Origin of the sequence: Leptolyngbya sp. BC1307, from assembly GCF_002286735.1 — a bacterium.
Lineage (GTDB): Bacteria > Cyanobacteriota > Cyanobacteriia > Phormidesmidales > Phormidesmidaceae > Phormidesmis.
Map to the genome: position 1 here is coordinate 21,317 of NZ_NRTA01000019.1, position 17,179 is coordinate 38,495.

A 17,179-nucleotide genomic window follows, 5' to 3' on the forward strand; every position below is an offset into this window, starting at 1 on the left:
TTCTCCCTTTAATTTGCCTTGGCCCAAGTCGTTCTCAAAGATATTTATAAGACCTTTCCGAGCAGCCCGCGTGAGGCGGTTCAGGCTACCAGTGCCGATGCCCAAAGAGAGGCCCAAAAAAATGCCCGAGAAGATGTCCGAAAAGATGCCCGAAAAGGTGCCCAGATTGACTTACCGGCAGGCTCCGTCCTTCGTCAAATTAACCTGACGGTAGACGACGGTGAATTCATGGTGCTGGTGGGGCCATCGGGCTGTGGAAAGAGCACTCTGCTGCGCCTGATCTCTGGGCTGGAGAGCCTGACGAGCGGCGATATCTGGGTGGGCGATCGCCAGGTCAACCGCCTGCCCCCCAAGCAGCGCGACATCGCCATGGTGTTTCAAAGCTACGCGCTCTACCCTCACCTCAGCGTTTACGACAATTTGGCTTTTGGGCTGAGGCGAACCCGGCTAACAGCCACCGATCCATCTACCAGCAAACCCGCGCCGCGCCGACCGGCCTGGCTCGAAAGTGTCTTCACAAGCCTGACCCGTCCGCTACCGCATCCTTTCCGCTACCGGTCTGCCACCGAAGATCAAATTGCTCAGCGGGTTCGCAGCGTTGCCCAAATGCTGCAAATTGAAGCATTGCTCTCCCGTTTGCCCAAACAGCTATCTGGCGGCCAAAAGCAGCGCGTTGCCTTAGGCCGAGCGATGGCCCGCAATCCTCAGGTGTTTCTGATGGATGAACCGCTCTCTAATCTCGATGCCAAACTGCGCACCGAGACGCGCGCCCAAATTGTCAACCTGCAGCGTCAGCTAGGTACGACCACTATTTACGTCACTCATGATCAAACTGAAGCGATGACGATGGGCGATCGCATTGCCGTAATGAATCAAGGTGAAATCCAGCAGGTAGCCCCACCGCTAGAGCTTTACCGCCGACCGGCCAACCGCTTTGTCGCCGCCTTCATTGGCTCCCCGCCGATGAACTTTCTTCCCGTGACTGTCAAGGCAGGCCAGCTCGTACACCCTGCTTTTACCCTGCCATTACCGAGTGGCTGGCAGCAGGCATTAGCGCCCTATCAAGACCAGCCGGTTACCCTGGGAATGCGCCCAGAGCACATGACGACTGGTCAGCAACCTGGCTCAGTACCGATCACCGTCACCCAGTTTGAAGCGCTAGGCAGCGAAACTTTTGTCATGGCCACCTTTGCAAGTGACCCCACTGCTCAGCCTTCCCTACAGATCCGCGTCTCGGCTGAGCAACCTGTCCAAATCGGCAGCACGCTACAGGTTAGCTTCCCCGCCGAGCAGATTCACCTATTCGATACCCTCACAGAGATTGCCATTCGACCTGAGTAGCCCTGATTAAACCACTATCAATCGGTTTCTTCGTCTACCATATTGGGGCTGATCAGCGTAATATCAAATTCATCCGGCGCTACGCCCGAAAACGTATCTCGCTCTAATTGGTAAAAAATAGCGCGGGCCTGCGGACCAAATACAATCTCATCTTCATTGATCAAGTCGTGAGCCTGAAGCTTGTCCCCGTTGATCAACATACCGTTGGCACTGGGTTTACCCTTCAAATTACCATCTACGATGCGATAGTAGTCTGACTGATTGTCTCGCGGTAGCTGTACCAGCGTGGCATGATGGCGCGAGACAAACTGTGACGCTAGCCGAATATCGCACTTCGGGTCGCGGCCAATAGAGTAGACCGAGCTATCTAGCGCAATCTCGCGCCTTCCCTGGCTATCTTCAACGATCAAAATGCTGGTGAGCTTAGAATCTGAAGACATAGCTAAAGCCGAGGTTTACGTAAATAAGCGAGCTAGAAGACGGCATAGCGACAGGGCTATCGGCTCTAATTTAGACTTTGAGTCAGTTAAACTGAATCGGCCTAAAATCAGAAATCCTTTTTGCCAGAGCCAAGTTACCAAGCCAGCCTGATGATGCCCACCTAATCAAGAATACTCTATAACTTTTACAGAGATCGGTCAGCCCTTCAAGGCCGCTATCACCATAGAAAGCTAGAAATCGAACCTGAAGGAAGAGGCAGCAACCAGGGCTACCTCTTTAGAATTTAGCGCTTCCAGTCAAGCTCGAAAGCACTGCGGCTGCTAAGCCATAGACTCGGCAGGTATCCGGTTCGCCGTTAGCGCTTCGTAGGTCTCTCTCATCTTCAGGCCGACTAGCACCTGAAACAGACCGCTGCCGTTCTTAGAGCCCGGATAGTTACGGTGCTTGAGCAGTAGCTCGGTCATTTCGCCGTACTGCTTGGTAGAGGTATTGCTGAGATGGCTCTCAATGTAGATGACCTCTTCTAGCCGGTCAAACTCGCCGTCTAGCTCTAGCACAGAGACCTCATTGCCAAAGTAGCTGTCAGGGCCGTAATACATCCGCAAGCCCGGGTAAGAGCAGGTAAGCTTACGTCCGCACGGAATCCAGTCGATGGTTGAACCCTGGTCAAACAGGTAGACCGGATCAAAGTTTTTGATGCCTTCCCGCTGAATCAGGCGTACCCGTAGGATTTTGTTTTCCTTATCGTCTGGAATGAGATTGGTTGGCAAAATCTGAATGACGACATCGGCATACTGCTTTTGCACATCAATGTAGGCTTCAAAGTCTGGCTTGCGGGAGTTGATCGCCGCCAGTACGTCTTCGTAAGTATGGCCGCGTTCTGCCATGTCCCGCTGAATTTTCCAGTTGATTTTTACCTCATCACTGATATCGAGGTACACGCTGAAGTCCAGCAGGCCGCGTACCCGCTCGTCATACAGCGGATGCAGCCCTTCGATCACGACAATCTTGTTTGGCTCAACCTTTTCGGGCGGATCGAGTTCACCGGTTTCGTGATTGTAAATCGGCTTGTCAATCGTATTGCCTGCCTTCAGCGCTTTGATCTGCTCGTACATCAGATCAAAATTATTTGCCTTGGGGTTAAGCGCCGTTACTTTCTGCTGCTTGCGCTGCTTACGGTCCAAACTGTGATAGTCATCCAAACAGATGACCGTCATAAACTCCTCACCAAAGAGATCGCTTAAGCGGCGCAAAAAAGTGGATTTGCCACATCCTGAGTCTCCCGCTACCCCAATCAAAACTACTTGGCCTTCTTTACTGGTCATAGGTTCCTCTACAACAAAATCAAAATCATTTTTAAAGTGTCCTAGGGTAGGCGATTCTCCGATGGAGAGGCTTTGCCAATGCCCCACTAGCAACCGCTTAGCCACAAACTGCCGACAGTGGCACTGACGACCAAGGTTCCGCCGGTATCACAATCGCCTGCCGATGAGCTAATAGGCGATTGGCAAAAAGAAAAGGCTCCTCGGGGTTGGCAAAAACAGCAACCGCCCAAAACGAACCCCTACAAACCACAAAATTTGATGATTCAAAACTTTTGATTACGTATGTGAATCTTATCAGAGACTACGACTCGCAAACAAGCAACCCTTACCTATCGGCCCTCGGAACAGGGCTCGCAGCGGTACTCAATACTCAGCTAAGTGCCTGAGGATTACGTTAGCTAACCCTGACTCAAGCCACGGCCCGAACGATAAATCCTGAGTACTATAATGATGGCCGCTTCAATCTCAGGTCGCTGCTCTTTAGCTGCTCTTTAGTAAGAGGCAAGTTCTCAGAGCTACCCACCTTTAATGAATGCAAGCTCACTTTTGACATAACTTTATTTCTCTGATGGCACTCGGCTCTATCAATTGACATCACCGGTTCCTATACAAAACTTTGCATAACTCCGATGTGCCTGAGCTAGTCAGCCCCGACCTGTTAAATCAATCGGCTCGGAGTGATAACCTATTTTATATATAGAAATATAAAGCCACCCAAGGCCACTAATTAAGGATGTACAACCCCAGCAGCACTGGCAGTAGCGTTAACAGTTCAACCAACAGCAGACTCTATGTTTATGAAGTCGAAGGCTTAGGCCGAAGCGGTCAAGCCAGCGACCTCAATATCCCGATTCGCCGCAGCGGCACCATCTCGATCACAGTGCCCTACGGTCGTATGCAGCAAGAGACCAAACGGATTATGCAGCTCGGCGGTAAAATCATCAGCATTCGTCCTGCTAGCGAGGCTGCTTTAGCTCAAGCTCAAACCAACGGCAGCGCAGCGGCAAGTCAGGCCACCTCTGAAAACTCTACAAAACAGCCCATGACTCAAGCAAAAGCGAAAGACAAGAAAAAAGTCCCTGTCAATATCTACAAACCTAAGTCTCCGTATTCAGGTGCCTGTCTCTTTAACGAAGAGCTGGTGCAAGAAGACGGTATTGGTAGCGTCAAACATCTCAAGTTTGATCTGTCGGAAGGCGATATGCACTATCTGGAAGGTCAGAGCATCGGCATCATTCCCGATGGCACTGATGAGAAAGGCAAGCCGCACAAAATTCGCCTCTACTCCATTGCCTCTACTCAACACGGTGACGATGTAGACGATAAGACCGTTTCTTTGTGCGTTCGTCAGCTGGAGTATAAAGACCCTGAAAGCGGCGAGCCGGTCAAAGGCGTTTGTTCTACCTTTCTATGCAATTTAGAGCCGGGTGCCAAAGTGCAAATCACCGGGCCAGTAGGTAAAGAAATGCTGCTGGCTGACGATCCTGAGGCCAATATTGTCATGATGGGCACCGGGACGGGTATCGCGCCCTTCCGAGCTTATCTGTGGCGCATGTTTAAAGATAAAGAGCGAGCTGCTAACCCTGACTATCAGTTCAAAGGTAAAGCCTGGCTGATTTTTGGCATTCCTACTAGTCCCAACATTTTGTATAAGGAAGAGTTGGAAGAAATTCAGGAAAACTACCCTGATAACTTCCGTCTTACCTATGCTATTAGCCGCGAGCAAAAGAACCCAGAGGGCGGTCGGATGTATATCCAGCATCGGGTGGCTGAGCATGCAGAAGAGCTTTGGAAAATGGTTCAAGACGAAAAGACCTACGTCTATATCTGCGGACTTAAGGGAATGGAAGACGGTATTGATGAAGCAATGAGCGTCGCCTCAGCTAAAGACGGTGTTGATTGGACTGAGCGCCGCCGCGAGCTGAAGAAGGCGCATCGCTGGAACGTAGAAACGTACTAACGCTTGCTTGCTTTCGATCAAACCATTCGACAAAACCTGGAGGAGGGGCATTCTACGGAGCGCCCCTCCTTTACAATTGAAAAGTTATTTGCGAAAGGTTTAGAGACATTGGCTTTAAAAGTGGGGCTCCTGGGATTAGGTACGGTCGGTACAGGCGTCGCCAAAATTTTACTCGATGCTAAAGGTCGCCATCCTTTACTGAGTTCGCTTGAGCTGGGTAAGGTGGGCGTGCGATCACATCCCAAACCCCGCGCCATTGATCTGCCTGATGCTCTCTTTACTATCGACCTTAATACCATTGTTACCGATCCCAATATTGACATCGTCGTCGAAGTAATGGGTGGTCTAGAACCAGCGCGTACGCTGATCTTGCAGGCGATTGACCAAGGCAAGCATGTGGTCACAGCTAATAAGGCCGTTATTTCCCGCTATGGTGAAGAAATCTACGAGGCGGCCACGGCAGCGGGCGTCTATGTGATGATTGAAGCCGCCGTGGGGGGCGGCATTCCGGTGATTGCGCCGCTGAAGCAGGCATTGAGCGTTAACCGCATTCAGGCTGTGATGGGCATTGTCAATGGCACGACTAATTACATCCTCACCCGTATGCAAGATGAGGGGGGCGATTTTGAGAATATTCTCACTGATGCTCAGCAGCTTGGTTATGCCGAGGCCGATCCGACTGCTGATGTCGATGGTCTCGATGCTGCCGACAAAATTGCCATTCTCGCCGCGCTTGCCTTTGGTGGCCGGATTGATCGTGAGGCGGTTTACTGTGAGGGCATTCGTAACGTCAGCGCGGCTGATATTTCCTACGCTGAGAAGCTAGGGTTTGTGATTAAGCTGCTGGCGATCGCCAAACTGCCTACCGCTGACAATAGCGCCGACAATATTCAGGTGCGCGTTCACCCGACCTTAGTGCCGACTGGGCATCCGCTCGCTAGCGTCAACGGGGTTAATAATGCCGTTCTAGTCGAAGGCGATCCGATTGGTCAGGTGATGTTTTACGGGCCGGGTGCGGGAGAGGGGCCGACTGCTAGCGCCGTCGTTTCAGATTTGCTGAGCATTGCCGCTAGTCTTTCTACCGGGCAAAATCCCAACCCGCTGCTGGCCTGCAATCACGATCACACTATCAGCGTCATGCCGAATGCTGAAGTCGTCACTCGTCTGTATGTCCGCCTCCTGGTCAAAGATACTTCCGGTGTGATCGGCAAGCTGGGCACCTGCTTTGGCAATCACGATGTCAGCTTAGAATCGATTGTGCAAATTAGCGTCCAAAACAATGAAGTAGAGCTGGTCGTGGTCACTCATGCCGTGCAAGAAGGTGCTTTTCAAAAAGCCCTTGCCGAAATTCGTCAGTTCCCAGAAGTCACTGATGTTCCTAGCTTGCTTCACGTTTTGTAGAGACTTGCGCAATCGATGTTCCATACAGTATCTGGACAGGATCTCTATCAGTGGCGGCAGTGGGCGATCGCCGCAGCCCATTCACACAAAATTGACCCGGGCGAAGTCGATTGGTTTCTAAGAGGCTTGAGCGATCTCAGCAGCCTTTCCCTTCAGTTGGGTAGCTACCGCGATCAGGGTAATTTGCCGCTGGCAATCTCTCTGGCTGACTGCACCAGCAAATGGCAGCAGCGCATAGAGAAACGCACACCTGTGCAATATCTTACTGGCGAGACGCCGTGGCGAAATTTCTCACTTACGGTCTCGCCTGATGTTCTCATTCCTCGGCCTGAGACGGAGCTTATCATCGACATTGCTTGTGCCCTATCTGAAAAAAGCCCAATTGCGAAACAGCTAGCAACAGGGAAATGGGCTGATTTGGGGACGGGTAGCGGGGCGATCGCACTGGGCTTAGCAGATAGTTTTCCGAATGCTACTGTCTATGCCACTGACATCAGTGAAGCTGCTCTGGCGATCGCTCAAAAAAACGCCCGGCGACACCATCTTGATCACCGGATTACTTTCTACCTGGGTAGCTGGCTTTCTCCGCTGACACCGCTTAAAGGTCAGCTAGCGGGCATTGTCTCTAATCCACCTTACATTCCCAGCCAAACCATTTCCACTCTCCAGCCCGAAGTTGCCGATCACGAACCGCATCTGGCATTGGATGGTGGTTCCGATGGGTTAGTCAGTCTTAAGACGCTGATTATCGAGAGTGCTATCTATTTACAGCCGGGCGGCATTTATCTGACAGAGCTGATGGATGGGCAGGCTCAGACCGTCGCTAGTTTGCTGGAAGATCAAGGTAGCTACGCCCATATTTCTATCCACCCAGACCTGGCAGGCATCCAAAGGTTCGTCTCTGCTCGCAAAGCTTTATAATCGCTGTATGGCCCGCCTCTACTGAGACTTATGGAAAGCACAGCTTCGTACGATTGGATTTTGGGGGTGCTGGCGATCGCCATCTTCCTCGGCGGTCTCTTCCTCCTCTTCGACGGCATTAACGGCTCAAATGACTAAGCACGTAGCAGAGCACAGATGTAAGGGAACTGCCCTAATGACATAATGCATAATAATTGAACTGCTTAAAAAATTATGTTCGAAACGGTTACCCTCAAACTACCTGAACGATTGCATCAAAGATTAATCAATACGGCCCAAGCCACTCACCGACCCTTAGAAGCCGTGATTTTACACGCTCTAACCGTTGGCAGTCCACCTGACTGGACTGATGTTCCCGAAGAATATCAATCAGACCTAGCGGCCTTAGACCGTTTGGAGGATGAGGCTCTATGGCAGATTGCTCGCGCTCGAAAATCCCGCGCAGACATGATTCGTTACGATGAACTGTTAGACAAAAATCAAGAACACGTCTTAGATGAATCTGAGCAAGTAGAACTTCTTAATCTTCGCAAAGAGTCTGAGCGGTTTATGCTACGAAAGGCTCATGCAGCTTCTATTTTACAATGGCGAGGAAATCGGGTGTCTGTTGCCTAACCCAACATGTCTTCATACATTCCAACCCGCTTGCGCGAGCAGATAGAACAGGCTGATTGTGGTCAATGCGGCTACTGCCAAACACAGGAAGCCAACAGTGGTATTCCGTTATCTTTCGAGCACATATTGCCCCGATCAAAAGGCGGCGGCACGATATTTGAAAACGTTTGTCTTGCTTGTCGTTCTTGCAATGAATTTAAGTCTGCTTCTACAGATGGAATAGATTCATTAACAGGAAAAAAAGTTGCTCTGTTTAATCCTCGCTTGCACGTATGGGCGAACCACTTCTCTTGGAGTGAAGACGGCACAAAAGTAGAAGGTATCACGGCTACAGGCCGAGTTACCGTGGTAGTGCTGCGTATGAATCATGCATCAATCGTCGTGGCAAGGAGACGTTGGGTATCTAGCGGTTGGCACCCACCAGTTTAATACTCGTTCTGCATGGAAAGTACAGCATCCTCTACAACTACAGCCTCGGCATCCCCGCGATCGCCATCTTCCTCGGCGGTCTCTTCCTTCTTTTTGATGGTATCAGCGGCACTAACGACAAATAGAGAAGCTCAGTAACACATCTTGCCGTCTCGGGGCGTTGCCTGCTCCTTAGACTTACGGGTCGCGCCAATCATCGTAGAGACAATTACGCAGCGTTTTAGCCTAGGTATGCGCCTGCTAGAGAGCGTTACGCGCCCTATTCGACGTGTTACGTTACCATTCATATCGAACTGAACATAGTACACACTTCCCGACGTAGCGAAAGTAGTCTCCCCATCTATCTGCAGGGTGCGTGACTCTAGCGTCTCCCATCGCGCTGCGAAGGGGGATACAGACTTGGGATGAGAGGCCCACTCTAGTGAGCCATCGCGTTCTCTCAGGCTAAACTGCCAATTAGTCTTTTGATAGTGCGCCTTTGTCTGTGCGTCGCGAATGCCCAGAAACAGCTCATCTCTAGCGACTGTCAATCTATTGCCTTCTACAAAGCTGAGCCATGAGGGGGCAGCGATCGCCGCGACAATCCCGACTCCAATCATGACGACGAGCGTCTCTAGCAACGTAAATCCTTTCTGAGTCGCGATCATGGTCCTTTCTAAAAATCCTGAAGATCATCGAAATTAGCTCACACTTTTCCAGCTATGAGCTTTCACCAAATTCTATCTATTCGGTTAAATCGCGGAAATTCGGGTTGAAGGTATTGCACATCTCATTGTTAGCTGGTTTCAGCCCGCCCAGCAAAGTGGTCACAATCACACAGCTCTGCGCTGATGAGCTAGGGTTGTCAGCATGGGTAATTTTGATGGTAAAGGGAGGCGTAACATTAACGCGACCACTAGGGTCGAACACTAGAGAGGTTGATGCTGCTGTCATCCTCAGCTTGCCGGTATTGCCACTTCCTAGTGACGTGGTGATTCCACCTGGAGTACTCGCAGATCCGTTTTGTACGGTTACCGAGAGATTGGTCGAAGATAGTGACACTCGCCGGCTTTGCTGCCGAGCCTCTGCATCATCTTGCGCATTCCTTAAAACGCCTATTAAGTCATTGCGTACCGTATTCATCCGCTGTCGGTTTAAGAAACTTGCCCAGCTAGGAGCGGCAATAGCGGCAACCACGCCTATCATAACGATCACTACCAGCAACTCAATTAGAGTAAAACCGGCGTCTGCGTGAGACCTATAATTTTGCCTAAGCATAATTTTCTACACTTCTAACTTCCAAAACATCTCTGAGAGCGCAAATACCATCGCTAAGAACCATCATCAGCTAAATCTTTGTTAATGACGCCCTTAACCAGTACCCGCGTCTCTAAGATAGGTAGGGAGCTTGCCTGGCTGAAGAAATTCACCCCGCCCGATGTACCTTGTACGCTGCCTCTGAGAAAAACATAGATGTCTTGGTTAGTCCGAGTTGTTGTGTTCGGATCGTTGTCTGGGTCAGGATTGCGTACGCAGGCAAAGAAACTGTTGTTTTTCGTAGTGGTGGCAGTAGAGGGCAACACGGTATAAAGTGGGCGCGCGGGAACGCCGCCTGTCCCATATCGAAAACAAGGTGCAGATACGCCAGCGCCATCTGCGTCAGATAGAGGGGCGCGGCTAAAAGCAATCGGCGAATCTGGCGTCTGCACATAGTCAACCAGCACAGCCGAAAACCCCTCTGGTGCGCCATTGGTATTGACCTGCCACCGCTCAAAGGGTGCCAGTGGATCGGTTGAGTTAGTAGGGTCTCGGTAGCCTCGTCTGGCTTCTAGCGTGGACACGTTTTTGTACTGAGAAAGCTCATAACGAACAATTCGAGATTGACCAGGCCAGTTTCTATTCGCATTATTTACTTTTTGGGAGTAAACAACTAGCGTGTAAGAAGCCTGCCGAATTTTCAGTGCATTGCACTGCCCTTGGCGCTCAGTTGTAGGATTAGGAATGTCTCCGCAGGAAGGGAAACCATCTTCAATCGGATCAATTCGCCAGAAGGCCAGTATTGGCACCTCTCCAGAGCGACCTGGGAAACTAGGATCTGAGGCTAGCTCAGTAGCTATCCGCTCTGGATTTGGGTAAACATAAACCGCCTCTTGTAAATCGTCAGTAATGTACTCCATGGCGCGTTTCATATCGCGCTGTATTTGGTCGAGGATGGCTTCTCTTTTGTCTATTTTTGCTAGCTCTACAACCATGTACAGCAGCGTAGAAACGACAATGCTGGCAACCACCAAAGATATCAACAGCTCTAAAAGCGTGAAACCCTTTGAATGCTGACGCGCTTTAGCAACAAACAGCCACCGGTAGAGAAAAGTTAGAGACGACATAGCTTTAAGAGGAAACTGAATGTTAGTAGAAGATAAACAAGCTAGCCATGCGTCATGCCAGCTACACTTAACTGCTTTGGTAGAGCAGCCTAAATCAATTGCACACCAGGCCGGTTGGGGCAGAGCCGGCAAACCGAAAATACTCACAGAGAGCCCCATTGCGATCGCCCTGAGCAATCTGGCTATATAAAACAGCTAAAGGACGCCTGCCCCGCTCACCTTCGCCGCTGGTAAACGCGAGCCCGGCTTCTTCGCGTTCTAATCCTGGTGTTGTCACCTGTCTCCCAGCAGCGCGAGCATCGTAAACCCTCACACCTATCTGGAAAACGACAGGCGTACTAACACTGCCAGTTATAGGCGCTACCTCTCTTCCTGTAGTTCTAAACAGTTGAATGGCAAAGTCAGGAGCGCCATCGCCATCGATGTCTACCATCCTGGCTTGTCTAATCGCCACTGATGAGTCAGTCGCTACGCTGGCTGTACTCGCTAAGAATTCGATGGGTACGGGCACGTTGGCGGCAACAGAGATAGCCGGGTTAGCAGCGTAAAGTGAGAGATTGCGCAGTCGCTGACCATAGTCACCTCCCTGTTCGACCGTCAGCCGCACTTTGTCAATTTCGGCTTGCGCTAGCTGCAAAGCCTGCTCTACTTTTTGATTTTGTACTCTCGTCGCTACCGAAAATACCATCATCGGCCCGATTGAAGCCGTTGTGATCGCAATGACAGCGATCGCCACCAGACACTCAATCAGCGTTAATCCTGCCTCAGAAGAGTGCGGATTATTCGGTTTATTTTTTGAAAATATCATCATCTTCCCAATCCCAATGTCATCCGCACTTTTTTGTCTGCTAATGGGTGCAATCCTTGAATGCTGTTTAAGGACAGCTCTCACCAGGAAATTGCGGAGTCCCGCTGGCTAGCTTCGAGCAGCGCAAGTTAGCCACATAGGGGTCTTCAATCGATAGCTCTCTGTAGTGTTCGCTACGCGGCCTATCGACCTGCACAAAGCGCTGTGCGATCGGCCCAGCAGGTGTGTACTGCAGCCCGACATCGTATCCCCAGCGTCGGTTTGGTGGTCTGTAGTAGTTGATGCGCTCGGCGCTGATAGGAGTCTCACCAGGTTGCCAGGCATCTAGATCCCAGGGTCCTGTCCCAGCCGTACTGAAGTTAAGCTGCAAGAAAGCACCTTGTATAAACAAGTTTCTATTATTCCAGTCCTCTAAAAATCTGGGGAAGTTGTGTAGGCCCCCATAGCTCTGTTGATTTCGAGAGGGGATCAGTCCGGCAATAATAGTCGCATTTATCCGTTCTGTCGCAGGAGGAACAATTAAATCGTCTTGATGGCGTTCGTCAGGCAGCTCGAATCTGTTGCCATCTGTAGCGTTGTTAAATTCTGTACCGTCACTTAGCTTTGATTCTCCATTGTTGCCTACCCATATAGGGACTGCGGTATTGCTGTAGCTCCCATCTACTCTTAGCCAACTGGTAGCACCGCCCCAAGCGTTGTGGTTATTGTCTAAGGGTCTTTGCTGGTTGTGAAACGAGGTTTTGGAGTTGCTGTTGGCTATGTTTTTGAAATCTGTAGAAACCTGATTGCGATTTCTAATAAATCCCTCCTGAACAGCTCCATCAACAAAGTTGTTTGATACGATATAGACCGCATCTGCCAAAACTTCAGCGACCCGCCAGCGATCACCCGTCTTTGTCGCAAATATGTCGGTGTTCAAGTTTGTGCGATTGTCATAAAAGGGGGCTCCGAAGCCTACAGCGCCGTCGAATAGAGTTTCTTTAAATTCCTCTAAAGTGTTTGTCCCGTTGGAAGTGTGTGGATTGAACTGGCCTTTGATGTATGCGGCATTGTCGGTGACAAAAGTGAGTCCCCAAGTGCGTCCGTTAGCGTTACTCAAATCACCGTTGTTACCATTGAGGTTGGCATTAAGTCGAAAACCATGAGGACGCCGGTCTGGATCTGGCGCAAAGTCAACAGGCTTTACACTGATACCGGTCAAGCTGCCGTCCTCTCGATGGCTTAGAGGCGGGTCTGTTGGCACACCACTGGCAACGGGACGGGTCGGACGCATCCAGCAGCGTCTAGCTGTCTCATTGCTATTGCTGCCGAGCAGCTTAGTCAATGTGTCGCAGTTGCTCCAGGTAGTTGCAGACCCAGCAATAACAGAAGCAGGTCGGACAATAGCATCTTCTCGTAAAGCATCCTCGCGAGCTGCATAGAAGATACCGCTGGTGGTATCTTGGCCATCCGAAATCCAGTAGTCGCCGCTAGAACCACCGGTTCGGGTTTTAGTCAGCCGTCCTAAATCTACATCGAGCACTCGTACAGCCATCTCTTCACGACCGTTATACGTTACTTTCTCAAGCAGCGAGAGATTTGCTAAGCGATAATTGGGTGACCCTAGTATCTGGTACCTGATGGTCATAGATTCAGGATCTAAAGTGCCATCAGCACGAGGGCTCCTTGGCAACGCCCAGTTAGTCAGGTTCTGGTTTTGTAAACGAGGTACGAACGAGATAGCACTGATGCCTGTATCGGTTAAGTCTTCAACATTTGGAGTCGAACCGTCATCCCCGACAACTCTATACGCAACACTGAGGTTTACACCATCTGCGTCAGTCAGATATAGCTGGTTTATATATTCTTCATCCGGGGGTTGAGCATACGGACCGGTACCTACTTGACCATGATTCGCTTTGGGGAAAAGATAGTACAGCGATGGATACTTAGGCACTGTTGGAGCGCACATCAAAGCGAATGCAGCTTTGCTATCTGTTATTCCATTGCCACTACCCTCAAATAGCTTAGCGAAAACGCTGTTAGGGTCGTCAGGGTTACACTCAGCGGGGAAGCGAAACAGGTACTCTTTACTACCCCTTTTCCCGATGTAGTTGATGAAGGTGGTATCACTGGGCGCTCTAAATCCGTAGAGGCGATCACGATTAATCTGCTCAAGGCTTCCAACCAGCTTTACAGCAGTTTGTCGAGTTGGCGAAATCCCAGTAGCGGCAATTGCTGCCTCTTTATCGATTTGTATGCCAGTGCAGTCATAGTCATAAGGAAGCCCTGTTGCAGCGGTGGTACAACCAGTTGCAGCGCTGCCTTCCGGACCACTACCAGTGACACCAATAGCATTCATTAATAAGCCTCCTATGGTATTTGCGGTTCCCCAGTTAGGAATAGCATTCAACAGAAGAGCCTTGTCTTCGGCCTGCTGAGAAGAAAGGTTATAGGCCAACATGCCTAAAGTACAAGCAGCTGAGTGTAAGGATGATTTATCTGCGGGGCTCAGGGCATCGTAGCGACCAGACATGGTTGTCAGCGATGGTGGATTCGAAGAAGACCGCCAATTTATATTGTTGTCTAGCTCATCTGTGAAAATTCGCCTCAAGGCAGAGTAGTCACCCCACATTGCCTGTTGGGGAAAGGGATGGACAAAAGCATCTTGGACAGGTACAAACGATGGAGTTCCACCCCTGGGATCACCTGCAAAGTAGGCCAGGTTCCGCAAAGCAATACCCAGTGGCTTAGTATTCGCTAGCTCAGTGCCAAACTTTGCCTCGGTATCGAAGGTTGAAGGAAAAGAAAACTCCCAGCCATTGGTGCCTTCCCCTGTTAAAAAGCTTGCCCTCAGCGTCCCCGTCCTAGCGTTATTGGTAAAAGTACGACTGGCTCTCAAGGTTTCTATTGTGCCGGGGTGAGCTGTATTAGCAATACAAGCTAAGGGAAAGCTGCCGTTGTTTCTTTCGTATTGATACACCACCATACCCTGCACAGCGGCTAAATTATCTCGCAGTGTGACTCGCTGCCTTTGCTTGTTTGCCATGTTGATAAGATCAGGCGGGTATAGCGGATCTTTGGGGCCGCCACCGGCATTGAAGTTCCAACCGAGGGGGTTGCCTAACTCCAAACGCTGACCAACGACAACGCGCATCCCTCTGCCGATAGCCTGCCGCTCCCAATACCCATCCAAGCCGGCAGCCACGTTGATGAGGTTGTCGCCACTCTCATCGGTTGGCAAAATCTCATCGCCAGTCTGTTTATCGTAGCTAGGGCTGCTGCGAGTCGTGTTGACTGTGCCATCATCAGTCTTGGTTACCCAGTTAGTTTTGTCGTAGCTAGGTCTGGGGCCATAGCGATTGTCAGCTCGGTAAAAGTCGTCTAGATACGGTGCTGCTAAGGTCTGGTTGATGACCCGCCCACCTTTCGCATAAGCATTGTTCGTCCAGTTCGTTGCCCGCTGCCAGCCGGTTCCCCGATGTCTCGAAACATTTTTTGTAAATAGCTCTACCGGATCTAGCGCGATCGACAGCAAATCATTGTAGTCATTACCCTGCACAGAGTCATTGCCTGATGTCAGCTTTGTGTCACCGTCATCAATTTTAGGCTTAGTCGCTAAGTTCGTGAAGATATGTAAACGTGGCGTGCCCCGACTGTTCAGGTTGCCATAGCTAGGAGCACCCGCAATCAGCTGTCCCTGAAAGTCTCTATTGTTGATATTAATGACGCCATCGCCGTCGTAATCATTCTGAGCCATAGTAATGGCAGAGCCCTGCTGTCCATAGAGACAAGAGTTATGCGAGCTGATCATATGGGCCTGGAGATTGTTCGTAACCAGCATGTTGCCATCGGTATGAATAGCTCCATTCCAGTTGAAATCAGGGCCCGGATGGATCTCCATATCGTATTTAAACCAGGCTCCCCAGCGGTTCCCCTGGAGCGCGCGGCGAACCTGCTGAAACTCTAGAGCGCTGTTGGCACGCCCCATATTCTTATTGTTACTAACAAATACTGTGATCTGAAAGTTTTTTTCTAAAGTAGCCGTGTTAACCGCAAACCAGCCTTGTTGAGGCTCGCGTGAGCCGCCACAGTTCGCTAGAGAGGCAGCTGTATCGACCGGTCCGTTGCGCGTTACCAGATTATTAGCCTTGACCCTATTTGCAGCTGCTCCGGTATCTTCTATCTTGATATCGTCAGCCCTGTTGTTGGGTGTGCCAGCAGTGTCTACAGCATCATCCATCAATACTGAGTAAGCTATTGTCTCTCCTTGCTGTATGGTTCCATCTCCATTGAGGTCAAAACCAAAAGACCAAGCGTTGTCTACTGCGCCACCGTTTAAGGTGCCATTGATATTAAGGCGCTTTTCATCCGGCAGGGTATAGGGGTCACGGCTCAATTTAGTGATGCCCAAGCCACCTGCACCCGTACTATCCACATTAAGCATGAGAGTGGCTAGTACGTCGCTTGGCGGCGTTCCTGTTCCGGGTAAGCGAGTGTCCCGCGTGAAGAGATACTCCAGCTTAGCCTTGGCCCGGTCAACCGCAGGCGCTGCGATGTTGTCAATCACCTGCTGTTCGCGAGCCATAGAGACAGACTGCGTGCGGCTAAACGACCGGAAGCTTAGCGCCCCTACCGTCAGCGTCATCACCAGTAGCAGCAGTACCGTAGTTGGCAGCACAAAACCTGCTCGACTATGGCGAGTAGAGCTATTAATAAAAAATAGGCTTCTCAAAAGACCGCTCATAAAGCGACGCTGGAGTCGCCGAAAATCTGAGCGTGATTGAGACTTACTACCGCGAGTCGGCTTGTCGGCTGACATAGCTAGCTTCCTAATCCTAAGTGGAGATGCAAACTATCGGAAGCTGTTCGATGAGTTGGGCAGACATCAGTTTTCAGGGTCTGCTCATTTCGACTGAAACGAGATTGCTTCCGGATAGTTTTTGCTTTATTACCAGTCAAGATTACCCGCTCATCTCAAGGAGTTAACCAGTGGGTATACCCATCTCATACAAAGGAGAACAGGCGATATTTAAGTGCAGCCGTAACTACAGACTAAGGATATTTTCGGAGAGAAAAACAAACTTTAGCTAAAGGAATCGGGGAGAAGAGCAGAGATTACGTGGTTTACTCTGTTGCTATCTGTCGGATGCCGGTTTGAGTCGCTGATACTACCCAGTATGCAGCGTAAATTTACTGAAAATGGACAGCAAAAAACCCTCTGTAAAATTACAAAGGGCTTGCTGAAATAGAGGGCTATCTCTCAGAAACTATGTCTTGGGCATCAGGCTGAAAATGGGTCTTTGAAAACTGAGCTTAATATTTGTTGAGGTCAATGCCTGCTGCACGAGCCATCGCTTCGACACCTTTTTTCTCTAGAGTTTTGAGAGCCTTTGTTGATACACGTAGCTTAACGAAACGCTTGCCTTGGGGCCACCAGATGCGTTTGTCTTGCAGGTTGGCTTCTTGAAGTCGCTTGGTACGGCGATGAGAGTGGGAAACGGCAAAGGCGTTGTTGGCCTTTTTGCCGGTGAGGTCGCAGATTTTGGACATGGGTTTTACGCTAACGGAGTTATCTATTATAGACAGCTATGGT

Annotated in this window: 14 protein-coding genes; 6 read left to right on the forward strand and 8 right to left on the reverse strand. The window is 50.3% G+C overall.

Annotated elements, in window-relative coordinates; all coding sequences use genetic code 11:
• The first annotated feature begins 18 nt into the window (after nt 1–18).
• Nucleotides 19–1,341 carry an ATP-binding cassette domain-containing protein gene (locus CKL79_RS12170; protein ID WP_121969859.1) on the forward strand — a complete coding sequence of 441 codons (1,323 nt, stop codon included), beginning with the start codon at nt 19–21 and terminating at the stop codon, nt 1,339–1,341.
• Between the two features lie 17 nt (nt 1,342–1,358).
• Here the strand turns inward: CKL79_RS12170 and CKL79_RS12175 are convergent, their stop codons facing one another.
• Nucleotides 1,359–1,781: an FHA domain-containing protein gene (locus tag CKL79_RS12175; RefSeq protein ID WP_121969860.1), complete on the reverse strand. Its 423-nt coding sequence runs from the start codon at nt 1,779–1,781 to the stop codon at nt 1,359–1,361.
• Between the two features lie 321 nt (nt 1,782–2,102).
• Entirely contained in the window at nt 2,103–3,107 is a 1,005-nt protein-coding gene (locus tag CKL79_RS12180; RefSeq protein WP_121969861.1) for a phosphoribulokinase, read from the reverse strand.
• Between the two features lie 733 nt (nt 3,108–3,840).
• Between CKL79_RS12180 and petH the strand changes: the two genes are divergently transcribed.
• The 5 genes from petH to CKL79_RS12210 all read left to right on the forward strand — a co-directional run bounded on the left by petH (nt 3,841) and on the right by CKL79_RS12210 (nt 8,433).
• Complete coding sequence (gene petH, locus CKL79_RS12185; RefSeq protein WP_121969862.1) at nt 3,841–5,067, forward strand: ferredoxin--NADP reductase; 1,227 nt, start codon at nt 3,841–3,843, stop codon at nt 5,065–5,067.
• Nucleotides 5,068–5,175: 108 nt separating this feature from the next.
• Complete coding sequence (locus CKL79_RS12195) at nt 5,176–6,468, forward strand: homoserine dehydrogenase (protein ID WP_121969895.1); 1,293 nt, start codon at nt 5,176–5,178, stop codon at nt 6,466–6,468.
• Nucleotides 6,469–6,483: 15 nt separating this feature from the next.
• Nucleotides 6,484–7,389 carry a peptide chain release factor N(5)-glutamine methyltransferase gene (gene prmC, locus CKL79_RS12200; RefSeq protein ID WP_121969863.1) on the forward strand — a complete coding sequence of 302 codons (906 nt, stop codon included), beginning with the start codon at nt 6,484–6,486 and terminating at the stop codon, nt 7,387–7,389.
• Between the two features lie 213 nt (nt 7,390–7,602).
• Nucleotides 7,603–8,004: a hypothetical protein gene (locus CKL79_RS12205; RefSeq protein ID WP_205879068.1), complete on the forward strand. Its 402-nt coding sequence runs from the start codon at nt 7,603–7,605 to the stop codon at nt 8,002–8,004.
• Nucleotides 8,005–8,010: 6 nt separating this feature from the next.
• Nucleotides 8,011–8,433 (forward strand): HNH endonuclease, encoded by a 423-nt coding sequence (locus CKL79_RS12210; RefSeq protein WP_121969865.1) that lies wholly within the window; start codon nt 8,011–8,013, stop codon nt 8,431–8,433.
• Between the two features lie 131 nt (nt 8,434–8,564).
• Here CKL79_RS12210 and CKL79_RS12215 read toward each other — a convergent pair whose 3' ends face one another.
• The 6 genes from CKL79_RS12215 to rpmB all read right to left on the reverse strand — a co-directional run bounded on the left by CKL79_RS12215 (nt 8,565) and on the right by rpmB (nt 17,136).
• The gene (locus CKL79_RS12215; protein ID WP_121969866.1) at nt 8,565–9,080 is read right to left on the reverse strand and encodes a type II secretion system protein; all 516 of its coding nucleotides are present in this window, start codon (nt 9,078–9,080) and stop codon (nt 8,565–8,567) included.
• 76 nt (nt 9,081–9,156) lie between these two features.
• Complete coding sequence (locus tag CKL79_RS12220) at nt 9,157–9,609, reverse strand: GspH/FimT family pseudopilin (RefSeq protein ID WP_240518825.1); 453 nt, start codon at nt 9,607–9,609, stop codon at nt 9,157–9,159.
• 134 nt (nt 9,610–9,743) lie between these two features.
• The gene (locus tag CKL79_RS12225; RefSeq protein ID WP_170944044.1) at nt 9,744–10,796 is read right to left on the reverse strand and encodes a prepilin-type N-terminal cleavage/methylation domain-containing protein; all 1,053 of its coding nucleotides are present in this window, start codon (nt 10,794–10,796) and stop codon (nt 9,744–9,746) included.
• Nucleotides 10,797–10,890: 94 nt separating this feature from the next.
• Nucleotides 10,891–11,607: a type II secretion system protein gene (locus CKL79_RS12230; protein WP_121969869.1), complete on the reverse strand. Its 717-nt coding sequence runs from the start codon at nt 11,605–11,607 to the stop codon at nt 10,891–10,893.
• 64 nt (nt 11,608–11,671) lie between these two features.
• Nucleotides 11,672–16,405 carry a hormogonium polysaccharide biosynthesis protein HpsA gene (gene hpsA, locus CKL79_RS12235; RefSeq protein ID WP_121969870.1) on the reverse strand — a complete coding sequence of 1,578 codons (4,734 nt, stop codon included), beginning with the start codon at nt 16,403–16,405 and terminating at the stop codon, nt 11,672–11,674.
• 494 nt (nt 16,406–16,899) lie between these two features.
• A complete protein-coding gene (rpmB, locus tag CKL79_RS12240; protein ID WP_121969871.1) occupies nt 16,900–17,136 on the reverse strand; it encodes a 50S ribosomal protein L28 in 237 nt (78 codons plus the stop codon).
• Between the last annotated feature and the right edge of the window lie 43 nt (nt 17,137–17,179).

Coding starts and splice junctions, on each gene's coding strand:
- CKL79_RS12175 (WP_121969860.1), bottom strand. CDS start 1,781: ATGTCTTCAGATTCTAAGCTCACCAGCATTTTGATCGTTGAAGATAGC.
- CKL79_RS12180 (WP_121969861.1), bottom strand. CDS start 3,107: ATGACCAGTAAAGAAGGCCAAGTAGTTTTGATTGGGGTAGCGGGAGAC.
- petH (WP_121969862.1), top strand. CDS start 3,841: ATGTACAACCCCAGCAGCACTGGCAGTAGCGTTAACAGTTCAACCAAC.
- prmC (WP_121969863.1), top strand. CDS start 6,484: ATGTTCCATACAGTATCTGGACAGGATCTCTATCAGTGGCGGCAGTGG.
- CKL79_RS12205 (WP_205879068.1), top strand. CDS start 7,603: ATGTTCGAAACGGTTACCCTCAAACTACCTGAACGATTGCATCAAAGA.
- CKL79_RS12210 (WP_121969865.1), top strand. CDS start 8,011: ATGTCTTCATACATTCCAACCCGCTTGCGCGAGCAGATAGAACAGGCT.
- CKL79_RS12215 (WP_121969866.1), bottom strand. CDS start 9,080: ATGATCGCGACTCAGAAAGGATTTACGTTGCTAGAGACGCTCGTCGTC.
- CKL79_RS12225 (WP_170944044.1), bottom strand. CDS start 10,796: ATGTCGTCTCTAACTTTTCTCTACCGGTGGCTGTTTGTTGCTAAAGCG.
- CKL79_RS12230 (WP_121969869.1), bottom strand. CDS start 11,607: ATGATGATATTTTCAAAAAATAAACCGAATAATCCGCACTCTTCTGAG.
- hpsA (WP_121969870.1), bottom strand. CDS start 16,405: ATGTCAGCCGACAAGCCGACTCGCGGTAGTAAGTCTCAATCACGCTCA.
- rpmB (WP_121969871.1), bottom strand. CDS start 17,136: ATGTCCAAAATCTGCGACCTCACCGGCAAAAAGGCCAACAACGCCTTT.